Source organism: Streptomyces sp. MRC013 (assembly GCF_023614235.1).
Lineage (GTDB): Bacteria > Actinomycetota > Actinomycetes > Streptomycetales > Streptomycetaceae > Streptomyces.
Genome location: NZ_CP094264.1, coordinates 3,610,464 through 3,634,919, shown reverse-complemented (window position 1 = coordinate 3,634,919; position 24,456 = coordinate 3,610,464). Strand labels below are relative to the sequence as shown.

11 protein-coding genes and 5 pseudogenes are annotated in these 24,456 nt (G+C 75.1%); 7 read left to right on the top strand and 9 right to left on the bottom strand.

What is annotated here, in order from left to right:
* Window positions 1-62 precede the first annotated feature (62 nt).
* A pseudogene (locus LUW75_RS16590) lies at window positions 63-3,861 on the bottom strand (ABC transporter ATP-binding protein).
* 266 nt (window positions 3,862-4,127) lie between these two features.
* On the opposite strand from LUW75_RS16590, the gene LUW75_RS16585 reads away from it, so the two are divergent.
* The 3 genes from LUW75_RS16585 to LUW75_RS16575 all read left to right on the top strand — a co-directional run bounded on the left by LUW75_RS16585 (window position 4,128) and on the right by LUW75_RS16575 (window position 6,894).
* Complete coding sequence (locus LUW75_RS16585; RefSeq protein ID WP_250336307.1) at window positions 4,128-4,733, top strand: hypothetical protein; 606 nt, start codon at window positions 4,128-4,130, stop codon at window positions 4,731-4,733.
* 244 nt (window positions 4,734-4,977) lie between these two features.
* A complete protein-coding gene (locus tag LUW75_RS16580) occupies window positions 4,978-5,808 on the top strand; it encodes a nucleotidyltransferase domain-containing protein (RefSeq protein ID WP_250336306.1) in 831 nt (276 codons plus the stop codon).
* 231 nt (window positions 5,809-6,039) lie between these two features.
* On the top strand, window positions 6,040-6,894 hold the full coding sequence (locus tag LUW75_RS16575) for an endonuclease I family protein (RefSeq protein ID WP_250336305.1): 855 nt from the start codon (window positions 6,040-6,042) through the stop codon (window positions 6,892-6,894).
* Between the two features lie 24 nt (window positions 6,895-6,918).
* On the opposite strand, the pseudogene LUW75_RS16570 reads toward LUW75_RS16575, so the two are convergent.
* Together LUW75_RS16570 and speB are read right to left on the bottom strand one after the other, a co-directional pair.
* Window positions 6,919-8,660 (bottom strand): annotated as a pseudogene (locus LUW75_RS16570) (thiamine pyrophosphate-binding protein).
* A gap of 171 nt (window positions 8,661-8,831) precedes the next feature.
* Window positions 8,832-9,808: pseudogene (gene speB, locus LUW75_RS16565) on the bottom strand (agmatinase).
* A 132-nt stretch (window positions 9,809-9,940) separates the two neighbouring features.
* Here speB and LUW75_RS16560 point away from each other — a divergent pair.
* Both LUW75_RS16560 and LUW75_RS16555 read left to right on the top strand, forming a co-directional pair.
* Window positions 9,941-11,362, top strand: a complete 1,422-nt coding sequence (locus LUW75_RS16560) for a PucR family transcriptional regulator (RefSeq protein ID WP_250336304.1) — start codon at window positions 9,941-9,943, stop codon at window positions 11,360-11,362.
* Window positions 11,363-11,519: 157 nt separating this feature from the next.
* Window positions 11,520-13,307, top strand: a complete 1,788-nt coding sequence (locus LUW75_RS16555; RefSeq protein ID WP_250336303.1) for a pentapeptide repeat-containing protein — start codon at window positions 11,520-11,522, stop codon at window positions 13,305-13,307.
* A gap of 68 nt (window positions 13,308-13,375) precedes the next feature.
* On the opposite strand, the gene LUW75_RS16550 is transcribed toward LUW75_RS16555, so the two are convergent.
* The gene (locus LUW75_RS16550) at window positions 13,376-15,661 is read right to left on the bottom strand and encodes a heavy metal translocating P-type ATPase (RefSeq protein WP_250336302.1); all 2,286 of its coding nucleotides are present in this window, start codon (window positions 15,659-15,661) and stop codon (window positions 13,376-13,378) included.
* 330 nt (window positions 15,662-15,991) lie between these two features.
* Between LUW75_RS16550 and LUW75_RS16545 the strand changes: the two genes are divergently transcribed.
* Window positions 15,992-17,002 carry a hypothetical protein gene (locus LUW75_RS16545; protein WP_250336301.1) on the top strand — a complete coding sequence of 337 codons (1,011 nt, stop codon included), beginning with the start codon at window positions 15,992-15,994 and terminating at the stop codon, window positions 17,000-17,002.
* 136 nt (window positions 17,003-17,138) lie between these two features.
* Here LUW75_RS16545 and LUW75_RS24695 read toward each other — a convergent pair.
* The 3 genes and pseudogenes from LUW75_RS24695 to LUW75_RS16535 form a co-directional block, all read right to left on the bottom strand.
* Window positions 17,139-17,243, bottom strand: a pseudogene (locus tag LUW75_RS24695) (AAA family ATPase); the annotation flags it as partial.
* A gap of 223 nt (window positions 17,244-17,466) precedes the next feature.
* A complete protein-coding gene (locus LUW75_RS16540; RefSeq protein WP_250337799.1) occupies window positions 17,467-17,718 on the bottom strand; it encodes an Lrp/AsnC family transcriptional regulator in 252 nt (83 codons plus the stop codon).
* A 96-nt stretch (window positions 17,719-17,814) separates the two neighbouring features.
* Window positions 17,815-18,364, bottom strand: a pseudogene (locus tag LUW75_RS16535) (MBL fold metallo-hydrolase); the annotation flags it as partial.
* A gap of 730 nt (window positions 18,365-19,094) precedes the next feature.
* Between LUW75_RS16535 and LUW75_RS16530 the strand changes: the two are divergent.
* Complete coding sequence (locus LUW75_RS16530; RefSeq protein ID WP_250337702.1) at window positions 19,095-19,697, top strand: choice-of-anchor C family protein; 603 nt, start codon at window positions 19,095-19,097, stop codon at window positions 19,695-19,697.
* A 390-nt stretch (window positions 19,698-20,087) separates the two neighbouring features.
* Here the strand turns inward: LUW75_RS16530 and LUW75_RS16525 are convergent, their stop codons facing one another.
* Window positions 20,088-20,873, bottom strand: a complete 786-nt coding sequence (locus tag LUW75_RS16525; protein ID WP_250336300.1) for a M48 family metallopeptidase — start codon at window positions 20,871-20,873, stop codon at window positions 20,088-20,090.
* A 5-nt stretch (window positions 20,874-20,878) separates the two neighbouring features.
* The gene (locus tag LUW75_RS16520) at window positions 20,879-24,433 is read right to left on the bottom strand and encodes a type I restriction endonuclease subunit R (RefSeq protein ID WP_250336299.1); all 3,555 of its coding nucleotides are present in this window, start codon (window positions 24,431-24,433) and stop codon (window positions 20,879-20,881) included.
* Window positions 24,434-24,456 lie beyond the last annotated feature (23 nt).

The window sequence follows — 24,456 nt, the reverse complement described above, 5'->3', positions numbered from 1 at the left end:
GACCGGCGCGGCACCCCCGTCCCGGTCCGCGTGCTCCGGTTCCCCGCGCGACGCCGGCCCCGTCACCCCGCGTGCTCCGGCTCGCCGGCGAAGGTGCGCCACAGGTCGGCGTAGCGGCCGCCGCGGGCCAGCAGTTCCTCGTGGGTGCCGTCCTCGGCGACCCGGCCGCGGTCCATGACCACCACGCGGTCCGCGCGGGCGGCGGTGGTGAGGCGGTGGGCGACGACCAGGGTGGTGCGGCGGCCCGCCAGGCGCTCGGTGGCGGCGTTGACCCGGGCCTCCGTCGCCAGGTCGAGCGCCGCCGTCGCCTCGTCGAGCAGCAGGACGTCCGGGTCGACCAGTTCGGCGCGGGCCAGGGCGATCAGCTGCCGCTGGCCCGCCGACAGGTTGCGGCCGCGTTCGGCGACCTCGTGGAGGTAGCCGCCGTCCAGCGTGGCGATCACGTCGTGCGCGCCGACCGCCCGCGCGGCGGCCTCCACCTCGGCGTCGGTGGCGTCGGGCCGCCCGTAGGCGATGGCGTCCCGCACGGTGCCGGGGAACAGGTACGCCTCCTGCGGGACGACGCCGAGGCGGTGCCGGTAGGCGGCGAGGTCCAGCTCCCGCAGGTCGGTGCCGTCGGCGGTGACCCGGCCGGACGTGGGGTCGTAGAACCGCGCGACCAGCTTCACCAGCGTCGACTTGCCCGCGCCCGTCTCGCCGACGAACGCGACGGTCTGCCCGGCCGGGATGCGCAGGCGGACGCCGCTCAGCGCCTCCTCCTCGCCGCCGTACGCGAAGGACACGTCCTCGAAGGCGATCTCGCCCTTCAGGGACGGCACCGGCCGCGGGTCGGCGGCGGGCGGCGTGGAGGTCGGCTCGCGCAGCAGCTCCCGGACGCGGCCGAGCGACACGGTCGCCTGCTGGTAGCCGTCGAAGACCTGCGAGAGCTGCTGCACGGGCGCGAAGAACAGGTCGATGTAGAGCAGATAGGCGACGAGGGCGCCCGGGGTGAGGGTGCCCGCGTCGACGCGGCCCGCGCCGACGACCAGCACCGCCGCCGCGGCCAGCGACGACAGCAGCTGCACGAAGGGGAAGTACACGGAGATCAGCCACTGGCCGCGCACCCGCGCCTCGCGGTACTCCAGGCTGCGCCCGGCGAACCGGGCGGCGCCCGGCCGCTCGCGGCGGAACGCCTGCACGATCCGCAGTCCGGCGACGGACTCCTGGAGGTCGGCGTTGACGACGCCGATCCGCTCGCGCGCCAGCTCGTACGCCCTGACGCTGGCGCGCCGGAAGAAGAACGTCCCGACGACCAGCGCGGGCAGCGTCGCGAAGACGACGAGCGCCAGCTGCACGTCGATGACGACGAGCGCGACCATGATCCCGAAGAAGGTCACCACGGAGACGAAGGCCGTGACCAGCCCGGTCTGGAGGAAGGTGGACAGGGCGTCCACGTCGGTCGTCATCCGGGTCATGACGCGACCGGTCAGCTCGCGCTCGTAGTAGTCGAGGCCGAGCCGCTGGAGCTGGGCGAAGACCTTCAGGCGGAGGGCGTACAGCACCCGCTCGCCGGTCCGCCCGGTCGTGCGGACCTCGCCGACCTGGGCCGCCCACTGCACGAGGACGGTGAGCAGCGCCAGCGCGGACGCGGCCCACACCGCGCCGAGCGCCAGCCGGGTGACGCCCTCGTCGATGCCGTGCCGGATCAGCACGGGCAGCAGCAGGCCCGCCCCGGCGTCGACGGCGACCAGCAGGAGGCTGGCCAGCAGCGGCGCCCCGAAGCCGTGCAGCAGGCGGCGCAGCCCGTACGACTCCTCGGGGCGCACGGCGCGGGCCTCGTCCACGTCGGGGGTGTCGGTCGCGGGCGGCAGCGCCTCCACCCGGGCGAGCAGCTCGGGCGTGGCGCCGGGCGCGGCGGCCGGGCCGGACGCGGCGGCCTCGCGGTCCCACAGGGCGGGCGTGACGCCGCGCTCGGCGTCGAACTCGGCGTCCAGCTCGTCCCGTACGGTGCGGTCGTCCTCGTCCGGGGCGCCGGTCCGCGGGGGTGGCCGGAGGAGACGCCGCCCAGTTCCCCGGGGTCGGTGAGCAGCCGCCGGTACAGGGCGGAGCGCTCCCGCAGCTCCTCGTGGGTGCCGATGTCGGACAGGCGCCCGCCGTCGAGGACGGCGATGCGGTCGGCGAGGTTGAGGGTGGAGCGGCGGTGGGCGATCAGGAGCGTGGTCCGCCCGGCCATGACGGAGCGCAGCGCCTCGTGGATCTCGTGCTCCACGCGCGCGTCGACGGCGGAGGTCGCGTCGTCGAGGAGGAGCAGCCGGGGGTCGGTGAGGATGGCCCGGGCGAGGGCGATGCGCTGGCGCTGCCCGCCGGAGAGGGTCAGCCCGTGCTCGCCGACGGTCGTGCCGTACCCGTCGGGCAGGTCGGCGATGAACCGGTGGGCCTGGGCGGCGCGGGCGGCGGCCTCGACCTCCTCGTCGGTGGCGCCGGGCCGCCCGTAGGCGATGTTGGCGCGGACCGTGTCGGAGAAGAGGAAGCTGTCCTCCGGTACGAGGCCGACGGCGGCGCGCAGCGACTGGAGGGTGAGGTCGCGCACGTCGTGGCCGCCGACGCGGACGACGCCGCCGGTCGCGTCGTAGAACCGGGGCACCAGGAGCGAGACGGTGGACTTGCCGCTGCCGGAGGCGCCGACGAGGGCGACGGTCTCGCCGGGCCGGACGGTGAGGGAGAAGCCGTCGAGGACGGGGGGGCCGTCGTCGCCGTAGGAGAAGGAGACGTCGTCGAACTCGATGCCGGCGGGGGCGTCGGCGGGCAGTTCCCGGGTGCCGTCGCGCAGGGACGGTTCGGTGTCGATCAGCTCCAGGACGCGCTCGGCGCCGGCGCGGGCCTGCTGGCCGACGGTGAGGACCATGGCGAGCATCCGTACGGGGCCGACGAGCTGGGCGAGGTAGGCGGAGAAGGCGACGAACGTGCCGAGCGTGATCTCCCCCGGGTGGCGAGCCACCCGCCGAGTGCCAGCATGGCGACCTGGCCGAGGGCGGGCACGGCCTGGAGGGCCGGGGTGTAGCGGGAGTTCAGCCGGACGGCGCGCAGGCGGGCGGCGAACAGCTCCCGGCCGGCGGCGCGGAGCTTGCCGGTCTCCTGGTCCTCCTGGCCGAAGCCCTTGACGACCCGTACGCCGGTGACGGCCCCGTCGACGACCCCGGCGACGTGTCCCGCCTGCACCTGGGCGTACCAGGTGGCGGGGTGGAGACGGGTGCGGCTGTGCTTGGCGACGAGCCACAGGGCGGGGGCGACGGCGAGGACGACGAGGGTGAGGGGAAGGGACAGCCAGGCCATGATGCCGAGGCTGATGAGGAAGAGGAGGAGGTTCCCCAGCGTCATCGGGAGCATGAAGAGGAGGCCCTGGATGAGCTGGAGGTCGCTGGTGGCCCGGCCGACGACCTGCCCGGTGGACAGCTCGTCCTGGCGCCTGCCGTCGAGGCGGGTGATCGTCTCGTACATCTCGGTCCGCAGGTCGTGCTGGACGTCGAGGGCGAGGCGGCCGCCGTAGTAGCGGCGGACGTACGTCAGCGCGTACACGGCGAGGGCGGCGGCGACGAGCACGCCGATCCAGGTGCCGAGGGAGCCGGTGCCCGCGCCGATCACGTCGTCGATGACGATCTTGGTGATGAGGGGGACGAGCGCCATGACGGCCATGCCCCCCAGCGACGAGCCGAGCGCGAGCACCGCGTCCGGGCGGTGCCGCCAGGCGTAGCCCCACAGCCTGCGGGCCCACCCCCGCTCCGCCGCGCGCGCCTGTCGTTCCCCCGTCGCCGACACCACGTTCCAGCCTCCCGTTCGCGCTGCTCTGCCGGAAGGCCCAACAGGCAGGAGTCGTATTTTCATCCCCGGGAGCGCCCGGGGAGGGGAAGACCCTCCTTTCGGCCCAGGACCGGTCCGGGGCCGTCCCGCGCCGGGCGGCCGGCGGCGCGGGTGCCACCGGCCGCCCGCCGAAGCCCTCACCGGACCGGGTGCGCCCGCACCGCCCGGCGGATCCGGCCGGGAGGACACCGTGGAGCGTCCGTCTGCGGTAGGACGTACGGGTGCGTGCCGTCGCCGTACGGCGACGGTCGGAGCGAGCCGCGGCAGCGGCGTGGAGGAGTGGGGCGGGAATGTCGGGACTGACGGTTCTTCTGTTCGGGGGCTGTGCCCTGCTGCTCCTCATGGCCTGTGTCGGGGCGGACCGCGTGCGCGCCCTGCGGGAGTCGTGGAACCCCTCGGCCCCGGACGTCCCGGACTCCGCCTTCACGGTCGCCCGCGTCGTCCTGGTCGCTGCGGCGCTCGGCGGTGTCGTCGTCGGTTTCCAGGGGCTGGCCGTGGAGGACGGCACGGAGTGGAGCGGCGACGAGCTGACGAGCGCGGTCGAGGGCGCGACACGGGCCCTGGACGGCAGTTCCGCCTACGGCGACCCGGTGACGATCGACGAGTCGGCCGACTTCGCCGCGTACGCCTCGACGATCGAGCAGGAAGTGGGCGAGCACGGCGGTGGGGACGCTCCGCAGTTCGGTGTGGACGCCGAACTCGTCGGCCCCGCGGAGTCCGGCCGGGCCCGCTACGAGGTCTCGGCCCGAGGGGCCGGAGCGGCCTTCTGCATGACGGTCACCCGTACGCGGGTGGGACACGTCGAGACGGTGGCTCCCGGGCTTCCCGGTGACGCCGCGGCGGTGAAGCTGCCCGAGTACACGTTCGAGGTGTCGAGCCGGGCGGGGCACTGCTGAGCCGGGCGCCGGAGCGGGGGCACGGAAGCAGCACGACGAGGCCCGAGTGGCCCGGCGCGAGTCCGCACGGTGGCGCGACCGCCTTGGTCTGCTGCCGCCTGCCCGGCGGCGGAGCCGTCCCCTATGATCCCGGCCGTGGGCAACTTCTCCTGAGTGGGCCGCGACGGTCCGCGGAAATCCGCCCGGCAGGTGCCGGGCTCCGTCAGCGTGCCCGCACGCTCACCCCAGGAGACACGACCCCACCATGTCCGTTCACCCTGCCCGTTCCGCCCTGGACGACCGCGTCGCACGCCTGCGGCGACTCGCCCACGCCGAGACCCGGCTGGAGGGCGTACTGCTCTACGGCTCGTGGACCGTGGGCGAGGCCGACGCCCCCTCCGACATCGAGGCGTACCTCTACGTCCGGGACGACCTCCTCGCCGACTTCGACGGCCCCGCCTTCCTGGCGCGGCTCGCACCGCTCCGGCTCTCCTACACCAACACGTACGGCGTCCTCGCCGTCGTCTTCGACGACCTGATGCGCGGCGAGTTCCACCTCACTCCCGCCGGGCCCGGCATCGACGAGGTCCCCACCTGGCGAGGCATGGTGCACCTGCCCCGTCCCGACGACGCCGTCCTGCTCGACCGCACCGGCCGGCTCACCCGGGCCGCCCGGCAACTGGCCGTCTTCCAGCCGCCCGAGCCGGTGACCACCGCCCGGCAGCTCACCGACGAGCTGGCCAACTGGACGCTCATGCTCGCCCACGTACTGGCCCGCGGCGAGATCGCCCGCGCCCACGCCCTGTTGCACACCGTCATCGCACCCCGGCAACTCCAGCTCTGCCGCCTGTTGCGGGGCAGTACGGCCCACTGGCTCACCCCCAGCCGCGCACTCGAACAGGACCTGCCCGACACCGACCGCCGTCGCTACGTCGCCACCACGGCCGCCGCCCGCGACCAGGAGGTGCGCACGGCGGCACGCAACAGCTGGGACTGGAGCCGCGACCTGGCCGCCGAGGCCGCCGACCGCTGGGCCGTCCACCTGCCGCACGACCTCCACGAACAGATCGGCAGCCGCCTGAACGACCCCCGCTGACCCCATCCGGCCGGGGCCACCGGACTCCTCCGGCGGCCCCGGCCGCCGCACGACGCCGCTCGGGATCACCTCCGGCGACCATATCGACACGTCCATGACAACGACACGGGACCGACCCGTTCCGTTCACGCCGAGGTGGCCGCGGGCGTGGCACCCTCCCCTTGCCGCGGCGCTCAACCCGCGTAGATCGCCGAAACGTTCAGTCGCGTCCCGCCTCGGGAAAGGACTCCCATGCCGTCATCCCCGGCCGCCTCCGCACGCCGCTGGAAACTCCCCGTCCTGGCCGCCGCCGTCCTGCTCGCCGGAGCGGCCGTCCCGGGGGCCGCCGCCGCCCCGGCCCCCGGGGCGACGGTCCCGGCCACCGCGTCCGCGGCCCCGGCCGGCGGCGCCGTCACCGCGTACGACGACACGTACTACGCCGCCGCCGCGGGCAAGACCGGCACCGCCCTCAAGAGCGCCCTGCACTCCGTCATCCGCAACCAGACGAAGATCTCGTACTCGGCGGTCTGGGACGCCCTCAAGACCACCGACCAGGACCCGGCCAACAGCGCCAACGTCCGCCTCCTCTACAGCGGCGCCTCCCGCAGCAAGACGCTCAACGGCGGCGACGTCGGCGACTGGAACCGGGAGCACGTGTGGGCCCAGTCCCACGGCGACTTCGGCACCTCCGCCGGGCCCGGCACCGACCTGCACCACCTGCGCCCGTGCGACGTGCAGGTCAACAGCGTCCGCGGCAACAAGGACTTCGACACGGGCGGCAGCGCGGTCGGCGGCGCCCCCGGCAGCTACACCGACTCCAACTCCTTCGAGCCGCGCGCCGCCGACAAGGGCGACGTGGCACGCATGATCCTCTACATGGCCGTCCGCTACGAGGGCACCGACGGCTGGCCCGACCTGGAGCCCAACGACGCCGTCACCAACGGCACCGTCCCGTTCCACGGCCGCCTGTCGGTGCTGAAGCAGTGGAACGAGCAGGACCCGCCGGACGCGTTCGAGCGGAACCGCAACGAGCTGATCTACAACAGGTACCAGCACAACCGGAACCCGTTCATCGACCACCCGGAGTGGGTCGAGTCCATCTGGTGACCTGGTACGGCCCCTGACGGCCCGTCAGTCCTCCGCGTGGGTCGGCGCGAACATGCGGAGGACCGCCGGGAGCACCACCACCGAGGGGCCGGGCGTCCGCAGGGCCTCCCGCAGGTCGTCCTCGAGCGCCTCCGGCGTGGTCCGCCTCGCCGGCACGCCGAACGACTCGGCCAGGGCCGCGAAGTCGGGGCGCGCCAGCTCCGTTCCGGTGGCCCGGCCGAAGGCGCCGGTCATGTACTCGCGCAGGATGCCGTAGCCCCCGTCGTCGACGATCAGCCACGTCACCGGCAGGTCGTGCTGGCGGGCCGTCGCCAGCTCGGCGATCGAGTACAGGGCTCCGCCGTCGCCGGAGACCGCCAGGACCGGGCGGCCGCGGTCGGCCACGGCGGCGCCGATCGCGGCCGGGTAGGCGTAGCCGAGGCCGCCCGCGCCCTGTGCGGAGTGCATCGCGCCCGGCCGGCGGGCGTCGAACGCGGACCACGCCCAGTACCCGAGGATCGTCATGTCCCAGAAGGACGGCGCCGTGTCCGGCAGCGCGGCGCGCACGGACGCCAGCAGCCGCCGCTCCAGGGCGAGGCCCTGCGCGTCGAGCCGGTCCCGGACGGCCGCCAGGACCCTCCGTACGCGCTCGGGCGCCTCGGGGTCCCGGCGTTCCTCCACCGCCTCCAGCAGCGCCGACAGCGCGAGGCGGGCGTCGGCGTGGATGCCGAGCGCCGGGTGGTTGGACTCCAGCTTCCCGAGGTCCGCCTCGATCTGCACGACCCGGCCGCGCGGCCGGAACGTGTGGTAGTTCGACGACAGCTCGCCCAGCCCCGAGCCGACGACGAGCAGGACGTCCGCGTCCTGGAGGAAGTCGGTGGTGTGCCGGTCCTCCAGCCACGACCGGAGCGACAGCGGGTGCTCCCAGGGGAAGGCGCCCTTGCCGCCGAAGGTCGTCACGACCGGGGCGGACAGCCGTTCGGCGAGGGCCCGCAGCTTGCCGGAGGCGTCGGACCGCACGACCCCGCCGCCCGCGACGATCGCCGGGCGCTCGGCGCGCGACAGCCACCGCGCCGCCAGCGCGGTCAGCTCCGGGCGGGGGGCGAGTTCGCGCGGCACCGCGTCCGGCGCCGTCACGACGGGCAGAGCCGTCGGGGCCGACAGCACGTCCGCCGGGATCTCCACCCACACCGGCCCGTGCGGCGCGGTCAGCGCCGACTCCCAGGCCGCCGCGACGGCGGAGGGGATCTGGGACGCCGTGCGCACCGGGTGGACGGACTTCACCACGTCGCGGAAGGACGCCTGCTGGTCGCGCAGTTCGTGCAGGTAGCCGTGGCGTCCGCCGCCCAGGCCCCGGAGGGGGACCTGCGCGCCGATCGCCACGACGGGCGCCGAGGCCGCGGCGGCCTCCTGCAGGGCGGGCAGCGCGGTCAGCGCGCCGGGCCCGGCGGACAGCAGCAGCGGCGCGGCCTCGCCGGTGATCCGGCCGTAGGCGTCGGCGGCGAAGCCCGCGTTGTTCTCCACGCGCAGGCCCACGTACTCCAGGTCCGAGCGGCCGAGCGCGTCGAACAGGCCGAGCGCGTGCTGCCCGGGCAGCCCGAACACGGTCGTGGCGCCGAGGCCGCGCAGGGTCTCGACGACGAGGTCGCCGCCGGTCCGCCCGGGCGTCACGCGGCGCGAAGCGCCTCCTTGAGGGGCGGTGGCCGGGCGACGGGCGGGAGGGAGTTCAGGGCGGCCTCCGTCTGCGCGGCGGTGGGGCGCGGGACGGGGCCGTGGTCGTGGGTCATGCGGGACGGGCCTCCGTGGGCGGCGGTGCGTCGGCGGCACCGCCCGTGCGGGACGGGCGGTGCCCGTGCGGGGCGGCGCCGCCGGCGGCACGGGCGGTGCGGCGCGCCTCCCGCGGCCGGCGGCACGGCCCTCCCGCGCGGGCGGGCGGTGCCGCCGTACGGGCGGGCCGGTCAGGCGCCGGCGGAGCGGGCCGCCGCGATCTGCCGGGACATGATCGTCGTCAGCTCGTACGCCGTGTGGGACGCGGCGACCGAGGTGATCTCGGCGTGGTCGTACGCCGGGGCGACCTCGACCACGTCGGCGGAGACCAGGTTGCAGGAGGCCAGGCCGCGCAGGATCTCCAGCAGCTCGCGGGAGGTCATGCCGCCCGCCTCGGGGGTGCCGGTGCCGGGGGCGTGGGCCGGGTCGAGGCAGTCGATGTCGATGGAGACGTACAGCGGGCGGTCGCCGATGCGCTGGCGGAGCTGGTCGGCGACCTCGTCGGCGCCGCGGCGGTAGACGTCGGCGGAGGTGACGATGCCGAAGCCCATCTTCTCGTCGTCCGTCAGGTCCTGCTTGCCGTAGAGCGGGCCGCGGATGCCGACGTGGGAGAGCGCCTCGGTGTCGAGGACGCCCTCCTCGACGGCGCGGCGGAACGGCGTGCCGTGGGTGTACTCGGCGCCGAAGTACGTGTCCCAGGTGTCGAGGTGGGCGTCGAAGTGGAGCAGGGCGACCGGGCCGTGCTTCTTCGCGACGGAGCGCAGCAGCGGCAGGGCGATCGTGTGGTCGCCGCCCAGCGTCATCAGGCGGGCGCCGGTGCCCAGCAGCTCGTCCGCGGCGGCCTCGACCGTCTCGACGGCCTCGTTGATGTTGAACGGGTTGACGGCGATGTCGCCGCCGTCCGCGACCTGCGCGAGGGCGAACGGCGAGGCGTCCTGCGCCGGGTTGTACGGGCGCAGCAGGCGGGACGCCTCGCGGATCGCGTTGCCGCCGAAGCGGGCGCCGGGCCGGTAGGAGACGCCCGAGTCGAAGGGGACGCCGATCACGGCGACGTCGGCCGTGCCGACCTCGTCGAGCGCGGCAGCCGGGCGAACGTCGCCGGGCCGGCGTAGCGCGGGACGCGGGAGGAGTCGACGGGGCCGCGGGGCGTGCCGCTGGTGCTGCTCATCTGGGGTGCCTTCTTTCCTGCGCTCGCGCCGTACGTCACACGGCGTCCATGGATACGACGGTACGGCCGGCCCCGGGACGACAGAAGTGTACGTTTCTTCCATTCGAAGACCCCGGAACGGAGGAAAAGTCCATGGCGGAACCGCTGGTGCCGTTCGCCCCGCCGGTGCGGCTGGCCGCCCTGCTGGCCCGGCGGGAGCTGGGGCTGCGGCTGGTCGCCGGCGATCCGGACGCGGAACTGCACTGGGTGCACACCTCCGAGATGGCCGACCCCTACCCGTACCTGCTGGGCGGGGAGCTGCTGCTCACGGCCGGCGTGCAGCTGGCGGACCCGGAGCGGTTCGTCGCGCGGGCCGCCGAGGCGGGCGCGGCGGCGCTGGGCTTCGGGGTGACGCCGGTGTACGACACGGTGCCCGGGGCGCTGGCCGCCGCGTGCGCGCGGCACCGGTTGCCGCTGGTGGAGGTGGAGCCGGGCACGACGTTCGCGGCGGTCGCCCGGGCGGTGTGGCGGCTGATGGCGGACGCGCGGCTGCACGAGCTGCGGAGGGTGACGGACGCGCAGCGGGCGCTCGCCGCGGCCGCCGCCCGCCCCGGCCCCGTACCGGCGGTGCTGAGGGTGCTGGCCGCGCGGCTGGGCGGGCGGGCCGCGCTGTACGCGCCGGACGGCACCGAGTACGCGGCGGCCGGGCGGGGGCTCGCGCCCCGGGAGGCGGCGGCGCTGGGCCGGCTGGTCGCGGTGGTCGCCGGGGAGGAGCGGCGCCCGTCGTCGGCGGCGGACACCACGGGCGGCCCCGACGGGGTGCGGCTCGCCGCGTACGGCCTGGGGACCGGGCCGGAGGGGCTGACGCTCGGCCTGGCCCTGGCGCGGCACGGGGAGTCCGACCAGCGGATCGCCGAGACCGCGATGGTGCTGCTGTCCCTGCTGACCGCGCCCCACCAGGGCGCCGCCGAGGCCGCCCGGTCCGCCGCGCTGGTACGGCTCCTGCTGGGCGCCCGCCCGGAGGAGGCGGCGCCGCTGCTGGGCGAGGCGCCCTGGACGGTGGTCCACGCGCGCGCCGGCGACGCCCAGGCCCCGCCGCCGGCGCTGGGCACCCCGCTGGTGGACGCCGGGGAGGGCACCGTGCGGGCGCTGCTCCCGGCCGGGCGGGAGGTGGCGCCGCAGCCGGGGTGGACGCTGGGGGTGAGCGCCCCGGCCGGCCCCGGGGAGCTGGCGGCCGCCGACGCCCAGGCGGCCCGTGCCCTGCGCCGTGCCGAGGCCGCGCGCACGGGCCTGGCCCGGCACCGCGCGGGCGGTCTGGACGCCCTGGTGGACCCGGCCGAGGCGGACGCCCACGCCCGCGCCCTGCTGGGTCCGCTGCTGGGCAGGCCGGCGCTGGTGGAGACCCTGCGGGTGTGGCTGTCCCTGCACGGCGGCTGGGACCGCACGGCCACCGCGCTGGGCGTGCACCGCAACACGGTCCGGCAGCGGATCGCCCGGTGCGCGGCGCTGCTCGACGCCGACCTGGAGGACGCCGGGACGCGGATGGAGCTGTGGTTCGCGCTGCGCCGCCTGTGAGGCGCCTCCCGCCGCGGGGCCGGTGAGGACGCCGGAGGCCCGGTGGCGCGCCGGAGCCTCCTGCGACGTGCCGAAGGGCCCGGCGGCGCGACGGGGTTCCCGCTCCGCTGCGGTCCGCTCGGGCGACCGCCCGGCGGCACCGGTACGTTCTCGGGGCATGACGCCCGCCGTATCCGAACCGCCGCCCAGCCCCCCGTCGCCGTGGCGGCTCTGCGGCTTCGGCGCCGCACCGGCCGTCCGCTGCCGCGGCGTCCGCGTCGGTGACCACACCGCCTGCCTGGCCCACCTGGACGGGGCCGACCGCGCCGCCCACCTCGCGGCGCTGTCCCCCGGTACCGACGTCGACCACCGCGGCACCCCCTTCACCGCCGAACTGCTGGGCCGGCTGCTCGCCGCCCTGCACGACCCCGCGACCGGTGGTCCGCGCGTCGGCGCCGCCCGCTTCGACGGGGCCGCCTTCTGCGGCGACGCCGATTTCAACGGGGCGGTCTTCTCCGGCGCCGCCCGGTTCGACGGGGCGGTCTTCTCCGGCGGCGCCTGGTTCAACGAGGCCGCCTTCTCCGGCGCCGCCCGGTTCGACGGAGCCGCCTTCTCCGACGCCGCCGGGTTCGACGAGGCGTCCTTCTCCGGTCCCGCCTGGTTCCACGGGGCCGCCTTCTCCGGCAACGCCTGGTTCGACGGGGCCGCCTTCTGCGGCGACGCCCGGTTCGACGGGGCCGCCTTCTGCGGCGACGCCGATTTCAACGGGGCGGTCTTCTCCGGCGCCGCCCGGTTCGACGGGACGCTCTTCTCCGGAAACGCCCGGTTCGACGCGGCGCGGTTCGACGCGGCGCCGCACCTGGGGCCGCTGGTGTGCGGCGAGCGGGTGGTGCTGGACTCCGCGGTGTTCCAGCAGCCGGTGACGCTGGAGATCGCCGCCCGCCGGGTGAGCTGCGCGCGGACCCGGTGGGCGTCGACCGCCACGCTCCACCTGCGCCACGCGGAGCTGGACTTGAGGGACGCGGTCCTGGAGTACCCGGTACTGGTCGCCGCCCGCCCCACCCCGTTCGCCCTGTCCGGCCCGACCGGCCTGCCGGGGACGGGGCCGTCCGCCCCGGAGCCCGGCGTGCGCCTGGCGTCGGTGGGCGGGGTGGACGCCGCACACCTGGCGCTGCACGACGTCGACCTGAGCGGGTGCCGGTTCGCCGGCGCCGTCCACCTCGACCAGATGAGGGTCGACGGCTGGTGCGCCTTCGCCACCACCCCCGCCGGCTGGAACCGGCGCTTCCCCTGGCGGTGGAGCCGGCGCAACACCCTGGTCGAGGAGCACCACTGGCGGGTGCGCACCGCCGGCCCTCCCGGCCGGGCCGCCGCCCGGGGCTGGACGCCCCCGCCGCCCGACGCGCCCGCGCTGAGGCCGGCGGCGGTGGCGGCGCTGTACCGGCAGCTGCGCAAGTCGCTGGAGGACGGCAAGAACGAGCCGGACGCCGCCGACTTCTACTACGGCGAGTGCGAGATGCGTCGCCACGACCCCGACCGGCCCCGGGGCGAGCGCGCGCTGCTGACCGCCTACTGGCTCCTGTCCGGCTACGGGCTGCGCGCCACCCGGGCGCTGGCCTGGCTGGCGGCGGCCATGGCCGTCACGGTCGCGGTGATGGTGCTGTGGGGCCTGCCCGCCGAGGACCCGAAGCCGACCACCACCGGACGGCAGGTCGCCGCCGGGCAGGAGGTCGTCCTCACCACCGGCGCCCCCGCCCCGGTGAACCCCACCGGTCCGCTGACCGGACGCGTCACCGCCGGGCGGTTGGAGAAGGCCCTGCGGGTGGTGGTCAACTCGGTGGTGTTCCGCTCCTCCGGGCAGAACCTCACCACCACCGGCACCTACGCCGAGATGGTCTCCCGGCTGGCCGAACCCGTCCTCCTCGGCCTGGCCGTCCTCGCCGTCCGCAGCCGCGTCAAACGCTGACCGCCGCCCCGCCCGGCGCACGGCCGGACGGGCGGCGGGGCCGCGGGGACGATCGGTCGGCAGGCCGGTCAGTCGGCGGGGCGGAAGGAGCGCAGGCGCAGGGAGTTGCCGACCACGAAGACCGAGGAGAACGCCATGGCGGCTCCGGCGATCATCGGGTTGAGCAGTCCGGCCGCGGCCAGCGGGAGGGCTGCGACGTTGTAGGCGAAGGCCCAGAACAGGTTGGACCGGATGGTCCCGAGGGTCCTGCGGGACAGGCGGATGGCGTCCGCCGCCGCCCGCAGGTCGCCGCGGACCAGGGTCAGGTCGCCGGCCTCGATGGCGGCGTCGGTGCCGGTGCCCATCGCGAGCCCGAGGTCGGCCTGGGCCAGGGCGGCGGCGTCGTTGACACCGTCCCCGACCATGGCGACCGAGCGGCCCTCCGCCTGGAGGCGCTTGACGACGTCGACCTTGTCCTCCGGCATGACCTCGGCGATCACCCGCCCGATGCCGACCTCGGCCGCCACCGCCTCGGCGACGGCCCTGTTGTCGCCGGTCAGCAGGATCGGGGTCAGGCCCAGGCCCTTGAGCCGGCGGACCGCCTCGGCGCTGGTGTCCCTCACCGCGTCGGCGACCTCCAGCACGGCGCGCGCCTCTCCGTCCCAGGCGACCGCGACGACGGTCCGTCCGGCCGCTTCGGCCTCGGCCCCGGCCGCCTTGAGTCCCGCGGGCAGGGCGATCGACCGCTCGGCGAGCAGCTTCTCGCGGCCGGCCAGCACCTCGTGCCCGTCGACGACGCCCCGGACGCCGAGGCCGGGGACGTTCGCGAAGTCCTCCGGTACCGGCAGGCCGCCGAGGCGCTCGGTGGCGGCGGCGGCCACGGCCCGGGCGACGGGGTGCTCGGAGGCGTTCTCCAGCGCACCGGCGAGGCGCAGTACCTCCGCCTCGGCCTCCGCCCCGTCCTCCGCCCCGTCCTCCGCCCCGTCGGTGCGTACGGCGAGGAGGGTCATGCGGCCGGTGGTGACGGTGCCGGTCTTGTCGAGGACGACCGTGTCCGCCCTGCGGGTGTTCTCCAGCACCTCGGGGCCCTTGATGAGGATGCCGAGCTGGGCTCCCCGGCCCGTGCCGACCATCAGCGCGGTCGGGGTGGCGAGGCCGAGGGCGCACGGGCAGGCGATGATCAGGACGGCGACGGCGGCGGTGAACGCGGCGGTCGGCCCCGCTCCGTTGCCCAGCCAGAAGCCGAGCGTGCCCACCGCCAGGGCGATGACCACGGGCACGAACACCGCGGAGATCCGGTCGGCCAGGCGCTGGGCGGCGGCCTTGCCGTTCTGCGCGTCCTCGACCAGCTTCGCCATCCGCGCCAGCCGGGTGTCCGCTCCGACCCGGGTGGCCTCGACGACCAGGCGGCCCCCGGCGTTGATCGTCGCCCCGGTGACCGCGTCGCCGACGGCCACCTCGACGGGGGCGGACTCGCCGGTCAGCATCGAGGCGTCCACGGCGGAGGAGCCCTCGACCACCGTGCCGTCGGTGGCGATCTTCTCGCCCGGCCGCACCAGGAACCGGTCGCCCACCCGCAGCTCGTCCGTCGGTACGCGTTCCTCCCGGCCCGCGCGCAGGACCGTGACCTCCTTCGCGCCGAGCTCCATCAGCGCCCTCAGCGCGGCGCCGGCCTTCCGCTTGGAGCGGACCTCGAAGTACCGGCCGGCGAGGATGAAGGCGGTCACCCCGGCGGCGGCCTCCAGGTAGATGTTCCCGGCCCCGTCGCTGCGGGCGATGGTCAGCTCGAAGGGGTGCGTCATTCCGGGCGTGCCCGCGGTGCCGAGGAACAGCGCCCACAGGGACCACAGGAACGCGGCGGAGGTGCCGAGCGAGATGAGCGTGTCCATGGTGGCGGCGCCGTGCCGGGCGTTGGCGAGGGCGGCCCTGTGGAAGGGCCAGGCGGCGTAGGTGACGACCGGGCCGGCCAGGGCCAGGGAGAGCCACTGCCAGTAGTCGAACTGCAGGGCCGGGACCATCGCCATCGCGATGACCGGCACCACCAGCACCACCGCGGTGGTCAGCCGCTGGCGCAGCGGCCGCAGTCCGTCGGCCTCGTCCGCCCCCGCCCCGTCGTCTAGGGCCCCGTCCGGTCCGCGGCGGGGCGGGGCGGGTTCGCGGGCGGTGTAGCCGATCGCCTCGACCGTGCCGATCAGGTCCGCGACCGAGACCCCCTCCCCGAGGGTGACCTTCGCCTTCTCGGTGGCGTAGTTGACGGTCGCCGTCACGCCGTCCATGCGGTTGAGCTTCTTCTCGATCCGGGCGGCGCACGAGGCGCAGGTCATGCCGCCGATGGCGAGTTCGACCCCGGCGGCGCCGGAGGTGGTGGTGGTCATGCGTGCTCCTCGTGCTGGTGGGGCGGGCGGGGCCCGGCGGCCCCGGCGGGGCGGGGAGGGGGGGGCAGGCGGCTTGGGCGCCTCCGGTCGCGGCCGGCCGGCCGGAGGGGCGGCTGCGGCCCGGGGTGCGGCGGGGCGGGGACACGGGTTCCTCCGAGAACGGGTGGCGAACCCTTCCGGCATACCCTAGGGGGGTAAGGAGGGCCGTTTTCATGTATACCCCCGCCCCGTAGGGAAAACAAGTCGGGACGTCCTTGTTTCCATACCTCCCAGGGGTATCGTGTACTGCGGCGACGTCCCCGCGTCCCCCGTCCGTTCGAAGGAGAGACCATGAACACCGCAGCCAGGACCGGCCTCTACGGCGCCGCCCTCGCGGCCACGTTCGCCGCCGCCTACGGCCTGGGCGCGACCGCCGGCCCCCTCGGCGGCGGGGCCGATACGCCGCGGCACGGCACGCACCAGGGGAAGACGGTGACGGACCACGACGGCCGGCACACCGCCCGCACGGCCGCCCTCCCCGGAGGGCTGCAGGTCTCCCAGGACGGCTACACCCTCGACCTGAGGACTCCGCGCGTCACCGCGGGCCGGGAGACCCCGCTGCGCTTCGTCATCAGGGACAGCGCGGGGAAGGCCGTCACCGACTACACCGAGGCGCACGACGAGGACCTGCACCTCGTCCTGGCCTCACGCGATCTGAACACCTTCCGCCACCTGCACCCCGCCCTCGGGGCCGACGGGACCTGGAGCGTCCCCGTGGACCTGCCCGCGGCGGGCGACTACCGCGTCTTCGCCGACTTCGCCCCCGCCCGGAAGGGCGCCGGGGCCCTGACCCTCGGTGCCGACCTCGCCGTCACCGGCCCCTACCGGCCCCGGGCTCTGCCCCCGCGGAAGACCACGGCCGAAGTCGACGGGTACACCGTCACCCTGGAGGGCCGGCTCACCGCGGGAACGACGAGCGGCCTCAGACTGGTGGTGGCGAAGGACGGCAGGCCCGTCACGGACCTGGAGCCCTATCTCGGCGCCTACGGCCACCTCGTCGTGCTCCGGTCCGGGGACCTGGCCTACCTCCACGTCCACCCCGAGGGCGAACCTGGCGACGGCACCACCCGGCCCGGCCCCGGCGTCTCCTTCACGGCCACCGCCCCCAGCGACGGCTCCTACCGGCTCTTCCTCGACTTCAAGCACCGGGGCACCGTCCGCACCGCCGCCTTCACCGTCCACACCTCCCCGGCCGGAGCGGCCACCGGGCACACCGAGCCCCACGCGACCGGCGGAACCGGCGGAACCGGACACACCGAGCCCGGCGGACACACCGGCTCCGGCCACGGCGGGCACCCCTGACCCGACCGGGGCGGACGCCGCCACAGACACCGGTCAGAGGCCCTGTCCCCGCTCGGCCCGGCGCAATGCCCGGCGAGGAGTCGTAGTCCTTCAGCGTCCTGTGGTGCGGCGGCTTCGACAGCCGTAGGCCGTTGCGGGAACGACGGCCGCCGCGGACGGCGAGTTCCCGGGCCGGTACCGGATCGAGGAACTCGGGGCAGTCCGTGTCGGCCTCTCCAGTCCGCTGGGCGTACTGGTTCAGGACTCGGCCGGGTGCGGCAGGCCGAGCCTGGTTGCGACGGTGCGGATGCGTGCGCCGACCGGCCCGCTCAAGCGCCGATCAGTCCTCGCCGACTGCTCCGGACCGGCTGCCCGCACCGGGCACGTCCGCCTGTCCGGGAAGGCGCTCGCCCGACTCCGGCGGGAGTCCGGGGGGCGAAGCGGTGCCGATGGAGGAGGAGCGCGCCGGTACAGGACAGACGGAGTCACGCGTGGGGAAGCCAGCAGGTCACCGTCTGCGTGACGTTCTCCATACACTGGATGGGGGTGACCACCATGTGGTCCATGTCGTCGACTGTGGGGGCTTCGGCGTACGCGATGACGTTGCAGGGGCCGCCGGTCGTGTCGTCCGCCCGGACCACCCAATGCACCTCCGCGGCGATCCTACCGGCGACGAGCCCCTCTGTGGCGGGCAGGGCCTGGATGAGAATGTACGCCTTTACCACGAAAGCCTCCATGTGCGGTCTTGGTAACGATGGTGGGGGACCAGATCCATGATCGCCCGCCGGTCGGTCAGCCTGAAGCTCACGGAGCGCTGATCCGAAACGCTCGGGGACGCTGCCTCGGGTGTGCCCGGGGAGGGGGAAGGCGGCCACCCCTTCGGCGATCTCCATCGGGTGGGTACCGCGGAGCACGCGGTCGGCGTCCGGGGCGGCGTCGAGGTCGCCCTCGTGGACCCACAGCCGGGCGCCGAAGCGGTCGGCGTAGCGGCGGCCGTGCGCGGCGTGGTCGCGGTGGGTGAGCAGGACATCGGTGACGGGGCCCAGCCCCTCGTAGCGTGCGGCCAGCGATGTGCTCCAGCGCGGCGTTCCACCATCATCGCGGTGCCGCCGGGGCGGCGCAGCAGGTAGGAGTTGGCGCCCGCGGTGTGCGCGGAGTTGTGCCCGCACAGGCGCACGGTGTCGTCCAGGCCCAGCGGGAAGGGATCCGGTGCCGCCTCCAGCCGCCCGGCCGGGGGACGGATCGACCGGGAGGGGCAGGCGTGCGCCGCGGCGCTCGTCCACCGGACCTCGACTCGGCCGCGGGGCTGGCGCAGAACGACCGAGCGGCCGTCGCCTTCGCCGATCGGACCGGAGCGAACTGCCGGGCGACATCGCAGTTCACGCACCGCTCGTCCACTCGCCAGCCGTCCTCGAACCGCTCCTCGCCCCCCCAGCCCGCTTCCTTCCGCACCGCGCCCGCCGACCGGCCGCCCACCGTTCAGGGGTATCCCGCGCCGCGCGGATGGAGGAAGGAGGTGCGGGTCTCGCGGTTGCGGCACCGTGACGATCTGAAGGCCCGTCCGGTTCGTACGGCCGTGGTGGCACGGAACCGTCGACAGCCCCCGGCCGTACGGAGCCGCCGGGAGCCTCCGGCCGCCCGGGGCCTCGGGACCGGTCGTGGGCCGGGCCGCGACCGGAACCGCGCCGAGCGCCTTCGCGCGCTCACCGGTGACGGGGCCCCGTCGGCGTGCGGCCCGCGCCCGCCCGCGCGGTGTGCCCCACCGTCGGCCCGCCCACCGCGCGAATCCGTCGGGGACTCCGTGGACGCCGGGCCCCGGCTGGGAGCGGCGGTGGGACCCTCGGGGCCACCCCGCCCGGTGGCGGGGCGTGTTTCGGCCCCGATGACCTGCCTTCGCCGGTTCGCGGCCTGATCCGGCCGGTGGTGTGCGGCGGGCCGCACGCCGGTGCCCGTCCCGGACTGCGGGCTCGCGGCGAAGAGGCCCGGCGCTCGCACACGACGGGGTCCGGGGAGGCACTCCCGCACGCCCGGCCCGATCCCTTGTCCCCCGTACGGCCCAAGCAGCAGCCTCATGGTGCTCCACCCCTTCATCACCACTCACCAGGAGGTGCTCATGGTGGTTTCCCGCTCCCTGGCCGCCGTCGCCACGGCCGGACTGCTCGCGACCGGGACGGTCGTGGCTCTGGCCGCTCCGGCCGCCGCGGCCGCCAGCCGGTTCGACGACGGCAGCTTCGAATACCCGGCCGCCCCGGCGAACTCGTTCGCCACCCTCTCGGCCGGCCAGTCCATCGGGCCGTGGAAGGTCGCCAGTGGGGCGGTCGACCTCATCGGCGCCGGCTTCTGGCAGGCCGCCGAGGGCGGCCAGTCCGTCGACCTCAACGCCACCCAGGCCGGGACGGTGACGCAGGACTTCACGACGACCGCGGGCAGGAAGTACACCGTCACGTACTCGCTGGCCGCGAACCCGGAGGGCGGACCGGCCGTGAAGACGGGACGCGTCCTGATCGACGGCCAGAACTTCCAGGACTTCTCCTTCGACTCCACGGGCAAGACGCGCGCCAAGATGGGCTACGTCACCCGCCAGGTCACGTTCATCGCCAACGGGCCGACCACGACGCTCGGCTTCGCCAGCACCATGGCGGGCGCGTACGGCCCGGTCGTCGACGACGTGCGCGTCGACTCGTGCTGCAACTGCGGCTGCGGCGGCGGCTGCTAGGGACCGCCGTGCAAGTGCCGGCCGCAGCCGTCCGTCGACGGCTGCGGCCGGCACGGCCGTTTCCGGCGGGCGGCGGGGGCTGAAGCCGATCCCCCGGTTGGGCCCCGCCGCACAGGGTCTCGTGACCCCACCGGTGTTCTGGTGCGAGCGCGAGGCCCACCGTGTTCTGATCCGCCGTGCTCCGACGGGCCCCCCGGCGGAGGAGGTTGCCCGCCGACCCGGTCGGCGCATCCGGGCGACCCGTGGGGCACCCGTGGAAGTCCGCCCGGAACCGTGACGACGTGACCGGCCCCGTCCAGGCTCCGGGCGGAGGACCCACCCCGCGCCGCTTCCACCACCCCCGCGCCACCGGAGCGGCGGTCCGGGCTCCCGCCTCGTCCGACGACGGGCTCAGGCGATGTCCCCCATCCACATGCGCCGCCCCAGCTCGTCGAGTTCGGCCCTGCGCTCCTCGTACTCGGGGAGGGCCCGGCCGAGCAGCGCCCAGAAGTCCGGGCCGTGGCCGTGGACCCTCACGTGGGCGAGCTCGTGGGCGACGACGTAGTCCACGAGGTGCATGGGGAGCTGGAACAGCGGCCAGCCGAGCCTCATCCGCCCCTTCTCCCGGTTGTCGGGGGAAGGCCGGTAACTCCCCCAGCGTCCCCCGAGGTCGGACACCTCCAGGGCGGGCTCGGGCACTCCCATGCGGGCTGCCCACGGCTGGAGGCGCCCCACGGCCCACCGGCGGCCGGATCGGCAGTACCAGGCCGTGAGCGCCGCCCGTCCCAAGGTGGTCTCGGCGGCCTGCGCCGCGCTGAGCACGAGCCGGCCCGCGACCGCCCGCACGGGGGCCCCGGCCGGGCGCTCGTGGTCGACGGTGAGCCGGTAGGTACGCCCCAGGTACCGGAAGACCTCGCCCTCCACGAGGCGCTTGGGCGGAGTCAGCGGACGGGTCCGCTCCCGGAGCGCGACCTTGTCCGCCACCCAGGCCCGGTGTGCGCGGACGAAGTCCACGGCGTCGGCCGCCGAGCGTCCCCGGGGCGCGTGCAGGGTGACCGCGGCGTCCAGTTCCACCGTGAGCGCGAACCGTTTGCGCCGCGGGCTGACACGCACCTCCAGCGTGAGACCGTCCACGGCGAGCAGCCCGCCCTGCACGGGGGCGGCCTGCGTTGCGGAGTCGAGGGTCGAGGCGGTCACCCCGCCTATTGTCCTCTTCCCTTCGCCAGGAACGACTTCCGGTTGTGGTTGGCGTGGGCGGCGAGTCCTTCCGCGAGCACGCGAAGAGGTCCCCAGTCCGTCCCGGCGGGAAACACCTTCCCCCGGGTCAGCTCCGTCTCGATCCTGTCGGCGAGGAGGCCGATGTCCTGCCCCTGTCCCTGGTACGAGGTCTTGGACATGGTGCGGGTCGCCGTCTCGCACACCGCTTCGGCCAGCTCCCGCAGGTTCACCCGGCTCGTGTCGAGATCCGGGTTCTCCATCGCGTCCTTGTCCAGCATGCGGTACACCACCTGCTCCAGCGGCGTGAGTCCCGCCAGCCGCGGGTCCTCCTCGGTCTGGCGGCGCGCCTGCTCCAGCAGCGGCCCGAACGCCTGGAGCTGCTCCTCGAACCGGCCGGGCATCTCCCGCAGGATCTCCTCCAGCCGCTGCGAGAGCCGGGTGTACTTCTCCGGGTCCTCCCGCTTCACCCGCTCCTCCAGGTGGAAGCGCAGGGCGTGCCCCATCTCGGCCGCGGCCTCGCGCGCGGGCATGGCCCGCACCCGCTCGTCGAACAGCGGCGACGCCAGCGACACGGGCGCGATCACCTGGTCGATCTCCGGGCCCTCCAGGTGCTCGGCGATCAGCGAGCGCACCTTGCGCCCGTACAGCCGCATCGTGAAGGTCCCGCCCGGAGCGTCGCGGTGGAGCGTACGGATGCGCTTCTGCAGCAGGCCCCAGCGGCGGGCCTCGCCCACGTAGTCCAGGCCGCGCTCGTGCGGCAGCACCCGCTCCAGTGTGGCGAGGAACCCGTGCAGGACCCGGTCGAAGCCCCTGCGGACGGTCTCGTCCTCGAAGGCCAGGGCGGCGGACCGCACGGCGGTGAAGTCGACGAGATCGGCGTCGACGACACCGGCGTGCTCGCGCAGGTACCGGCGCACCTCGTCCGCCGCCGGTCCCAGGGCGTCGACCTCCACGGACATACTGAGCATCGTGTCGTCGACGTCCGCCGCCCGGTAGTCGGCGAGCGCGCCGCTCAGGTGCTCGAAGACCCCGTAGTAGTCGACGACGTACCCGATCTCCTTGCCCGGCATGGGCCGGTTGACCCGGGCGACGGCCTGGAGCAGTTCGGCGTCCCGGATCGGCCGGTCCAGGTACAGCACCTGCTCGCGCGGGGCGTCGAAGCCGGTGAGCAGCATGGACTTGACGATCAGGAAGGCGATGGGGCTCTCGGGGTGCACGGGGTCGGGTTCGGCCTCCGGCTTGCCCGGCTGGTCCGTGCCTTCCCGGGACCACGGGTTGCCGCCGGCCCCGGGCGGGGCCCGGGGCTCGTTCACCGGGGCGCGGAAGGGCGTGGTGAGGACCCAGTCCGTTTCCGGCGTCAGGACGGGGAACGCCTGGTGGAACCGCTCGATGTACGCGGCCTGCCGCACCGGGTCCGTCCAGTGCAGCCACTCGCGCCGCTTGCGCTCCCGCCCCGGCGAGACGACCGGTACGAAGTCGATCCGGCGCAGCAGCGACCGGAACGGGTGGGCCTGGAAGAGGTACCGGGTCCGCCGGTCCATCGCCTCGACCGGCGTCCCGGCGACCGCCTCCGGCCGGAACGCGGCGAGCTCCGCCAGCAGGGCGTCCCGCGCCGCCCGCAGCGCGTGGTGGTACTCGACGGCCGCCTTCCGGCTGACCGCCGCCACCTGCGCCTTGAACCCGCCGCCCGGCAGCACCGTCGTCACCCAGTGCTCCAGCATGTCCTCGGCCTTGGCCCGGATCATCGGCGTCGACTCGGCGACGTCCCTCTCGGTGGGCCACCGGTGGAGGAGCCGGCGCCGCTCCTCGTCGGTGCGGTCGCGGACGAGGTCCTCGAAGCGCCGGTCCAGGCCCCGCTGGTCGTGAACCGTCCCCTCACCGGTGCGGCCCTCGTAGCGGATGCGGACGACCACGCCGTCGTGCTCGGCGTCCGCCATCCGGTACTCGTCCAGGAACCCCCGGTCGGGACCGCCGCTGAAGATCCGGCGCGTGTCCCCCGCCTTGCCGGTCACGATGGGGGTGCCGGTGAAGCCGATCTTCGCCGCGTTGGGGATCGCCTTGCGCAGGGCGGCGTGCAGCAGGCTCGTGTGGGACCGGTGCGCCTCGTCGACGAGGACGAGGATGTCCGGGGAGGTGTTGCACTCGGGGAAGTTCGGCACCGGGGGCAGCTTCGCCGCACGCCGCTCCCGCCTGGCCTGCTCCGCCTCGTCGTACTCGGCGGGCAGGTCCCGGTCGTCGCCGTCGTCCTCCGCCTCGGCCGCGAAGGCGAACCCGCCGGCCCCGTACTTCTGGATCATCGCGAAGACGACCCGCCGGCCGCCGTCCCGCAGCAGCCCCGCCATCTGGTCCGCGGTCTCGGCGGTCTCCACCTCGACCTCGCTCAGCCGCAGGGTGCCGGCGAGCTGTTCCTGCAGCTGGGTGCGGTCGGTGACCACCACCACCATGAAGTTGTTCAACCGGTGGTGCTGGTGCATCCGGCGGACGAGGAACGTCATGGTGAGGCTTTTGCCGGAACCCTGGGTGTGCCAGATGACACCCCCTCGCTCGTCCTCGAGGACCGAACCGCCGCGCGCCTTGCCGGTGAGCAGCTTGCGGACCGCCTTCTCGGCCGCCCGGTACTGTTGGTGCCGCGCGACGGCCTTGACCGTCCGGGCGCCGCCCGACTCGGTCGGGACGGTCATCGGGATGACGTAGTGCCGGACGACCCTGAGCAGCGCCTCGGGGCGCAGGACGACGCCCACCAGCTTGTGCCGCTCGTTGAGCCTGCCCGCACCGCCCGGCAGTTCGGCAGTGAGTGTCGCCGGGGCCTCCGGCTCGACGCTCCGCCAGGGGTGGAAGTGCTCCGGGGTGGAGGTGACCGTGCCGAGGTAGGCGGTCTCCGCCGTCGCGGCCACGAGTAGCTGCACCGTACGGAACAGCTCCGGGACCCCGGCGGGCAGCGGCAGACCGCCGCCGTCCCGTTCGTCGTCGGGCAGCGGCGATCCGGCGTAGTGCCGCAGGTCGAGGACGGCGCTGCGGATCGGGTCGGCGAGGTCCGGGCTCTTGCACTCGACGGCGACGAGCGGGATGCCGTTCACGAACAGGACGATGTCGAGGACCGACACCTCACCGGACCGGCTGCGGACCCGGAGCTGGTCGACGACGGTGAACTCGTTGCGGCTGACGTGCTCCTCGTGCCACTCGATGTACTGGACGACGGCGGACGGCCCGCCGTGCGCGGCGGACGGCCCGGCCAGCAGGTGGCCGTTGAGGAGGAGGTCGGTGGCGGCGAGGTTGGCCCGGTCGACGCCCTCACCGACGGAGACGGAGGCCAGGGCGGCGATCGACCGCTTGACGTCGTCCGCGTCCATCCACGCCCGGCCGTCGTCGGCACGGAGGTTGATACGCCGCAGCGCCCTGGAAAGCTGGTCGGTGAGGAACGGGACGCCGGCGTCGAGCGTGCCGACGTCCTTGCCGGGGACGTGCTTCCAGCCCATCGCCTCAAGCTGCGCGACGGTCGGCCGCTCCACCTCGTCCCGCTCGACCTGCAAAACCGCCATGCCCCCACGCCCCTCGCCCGCTC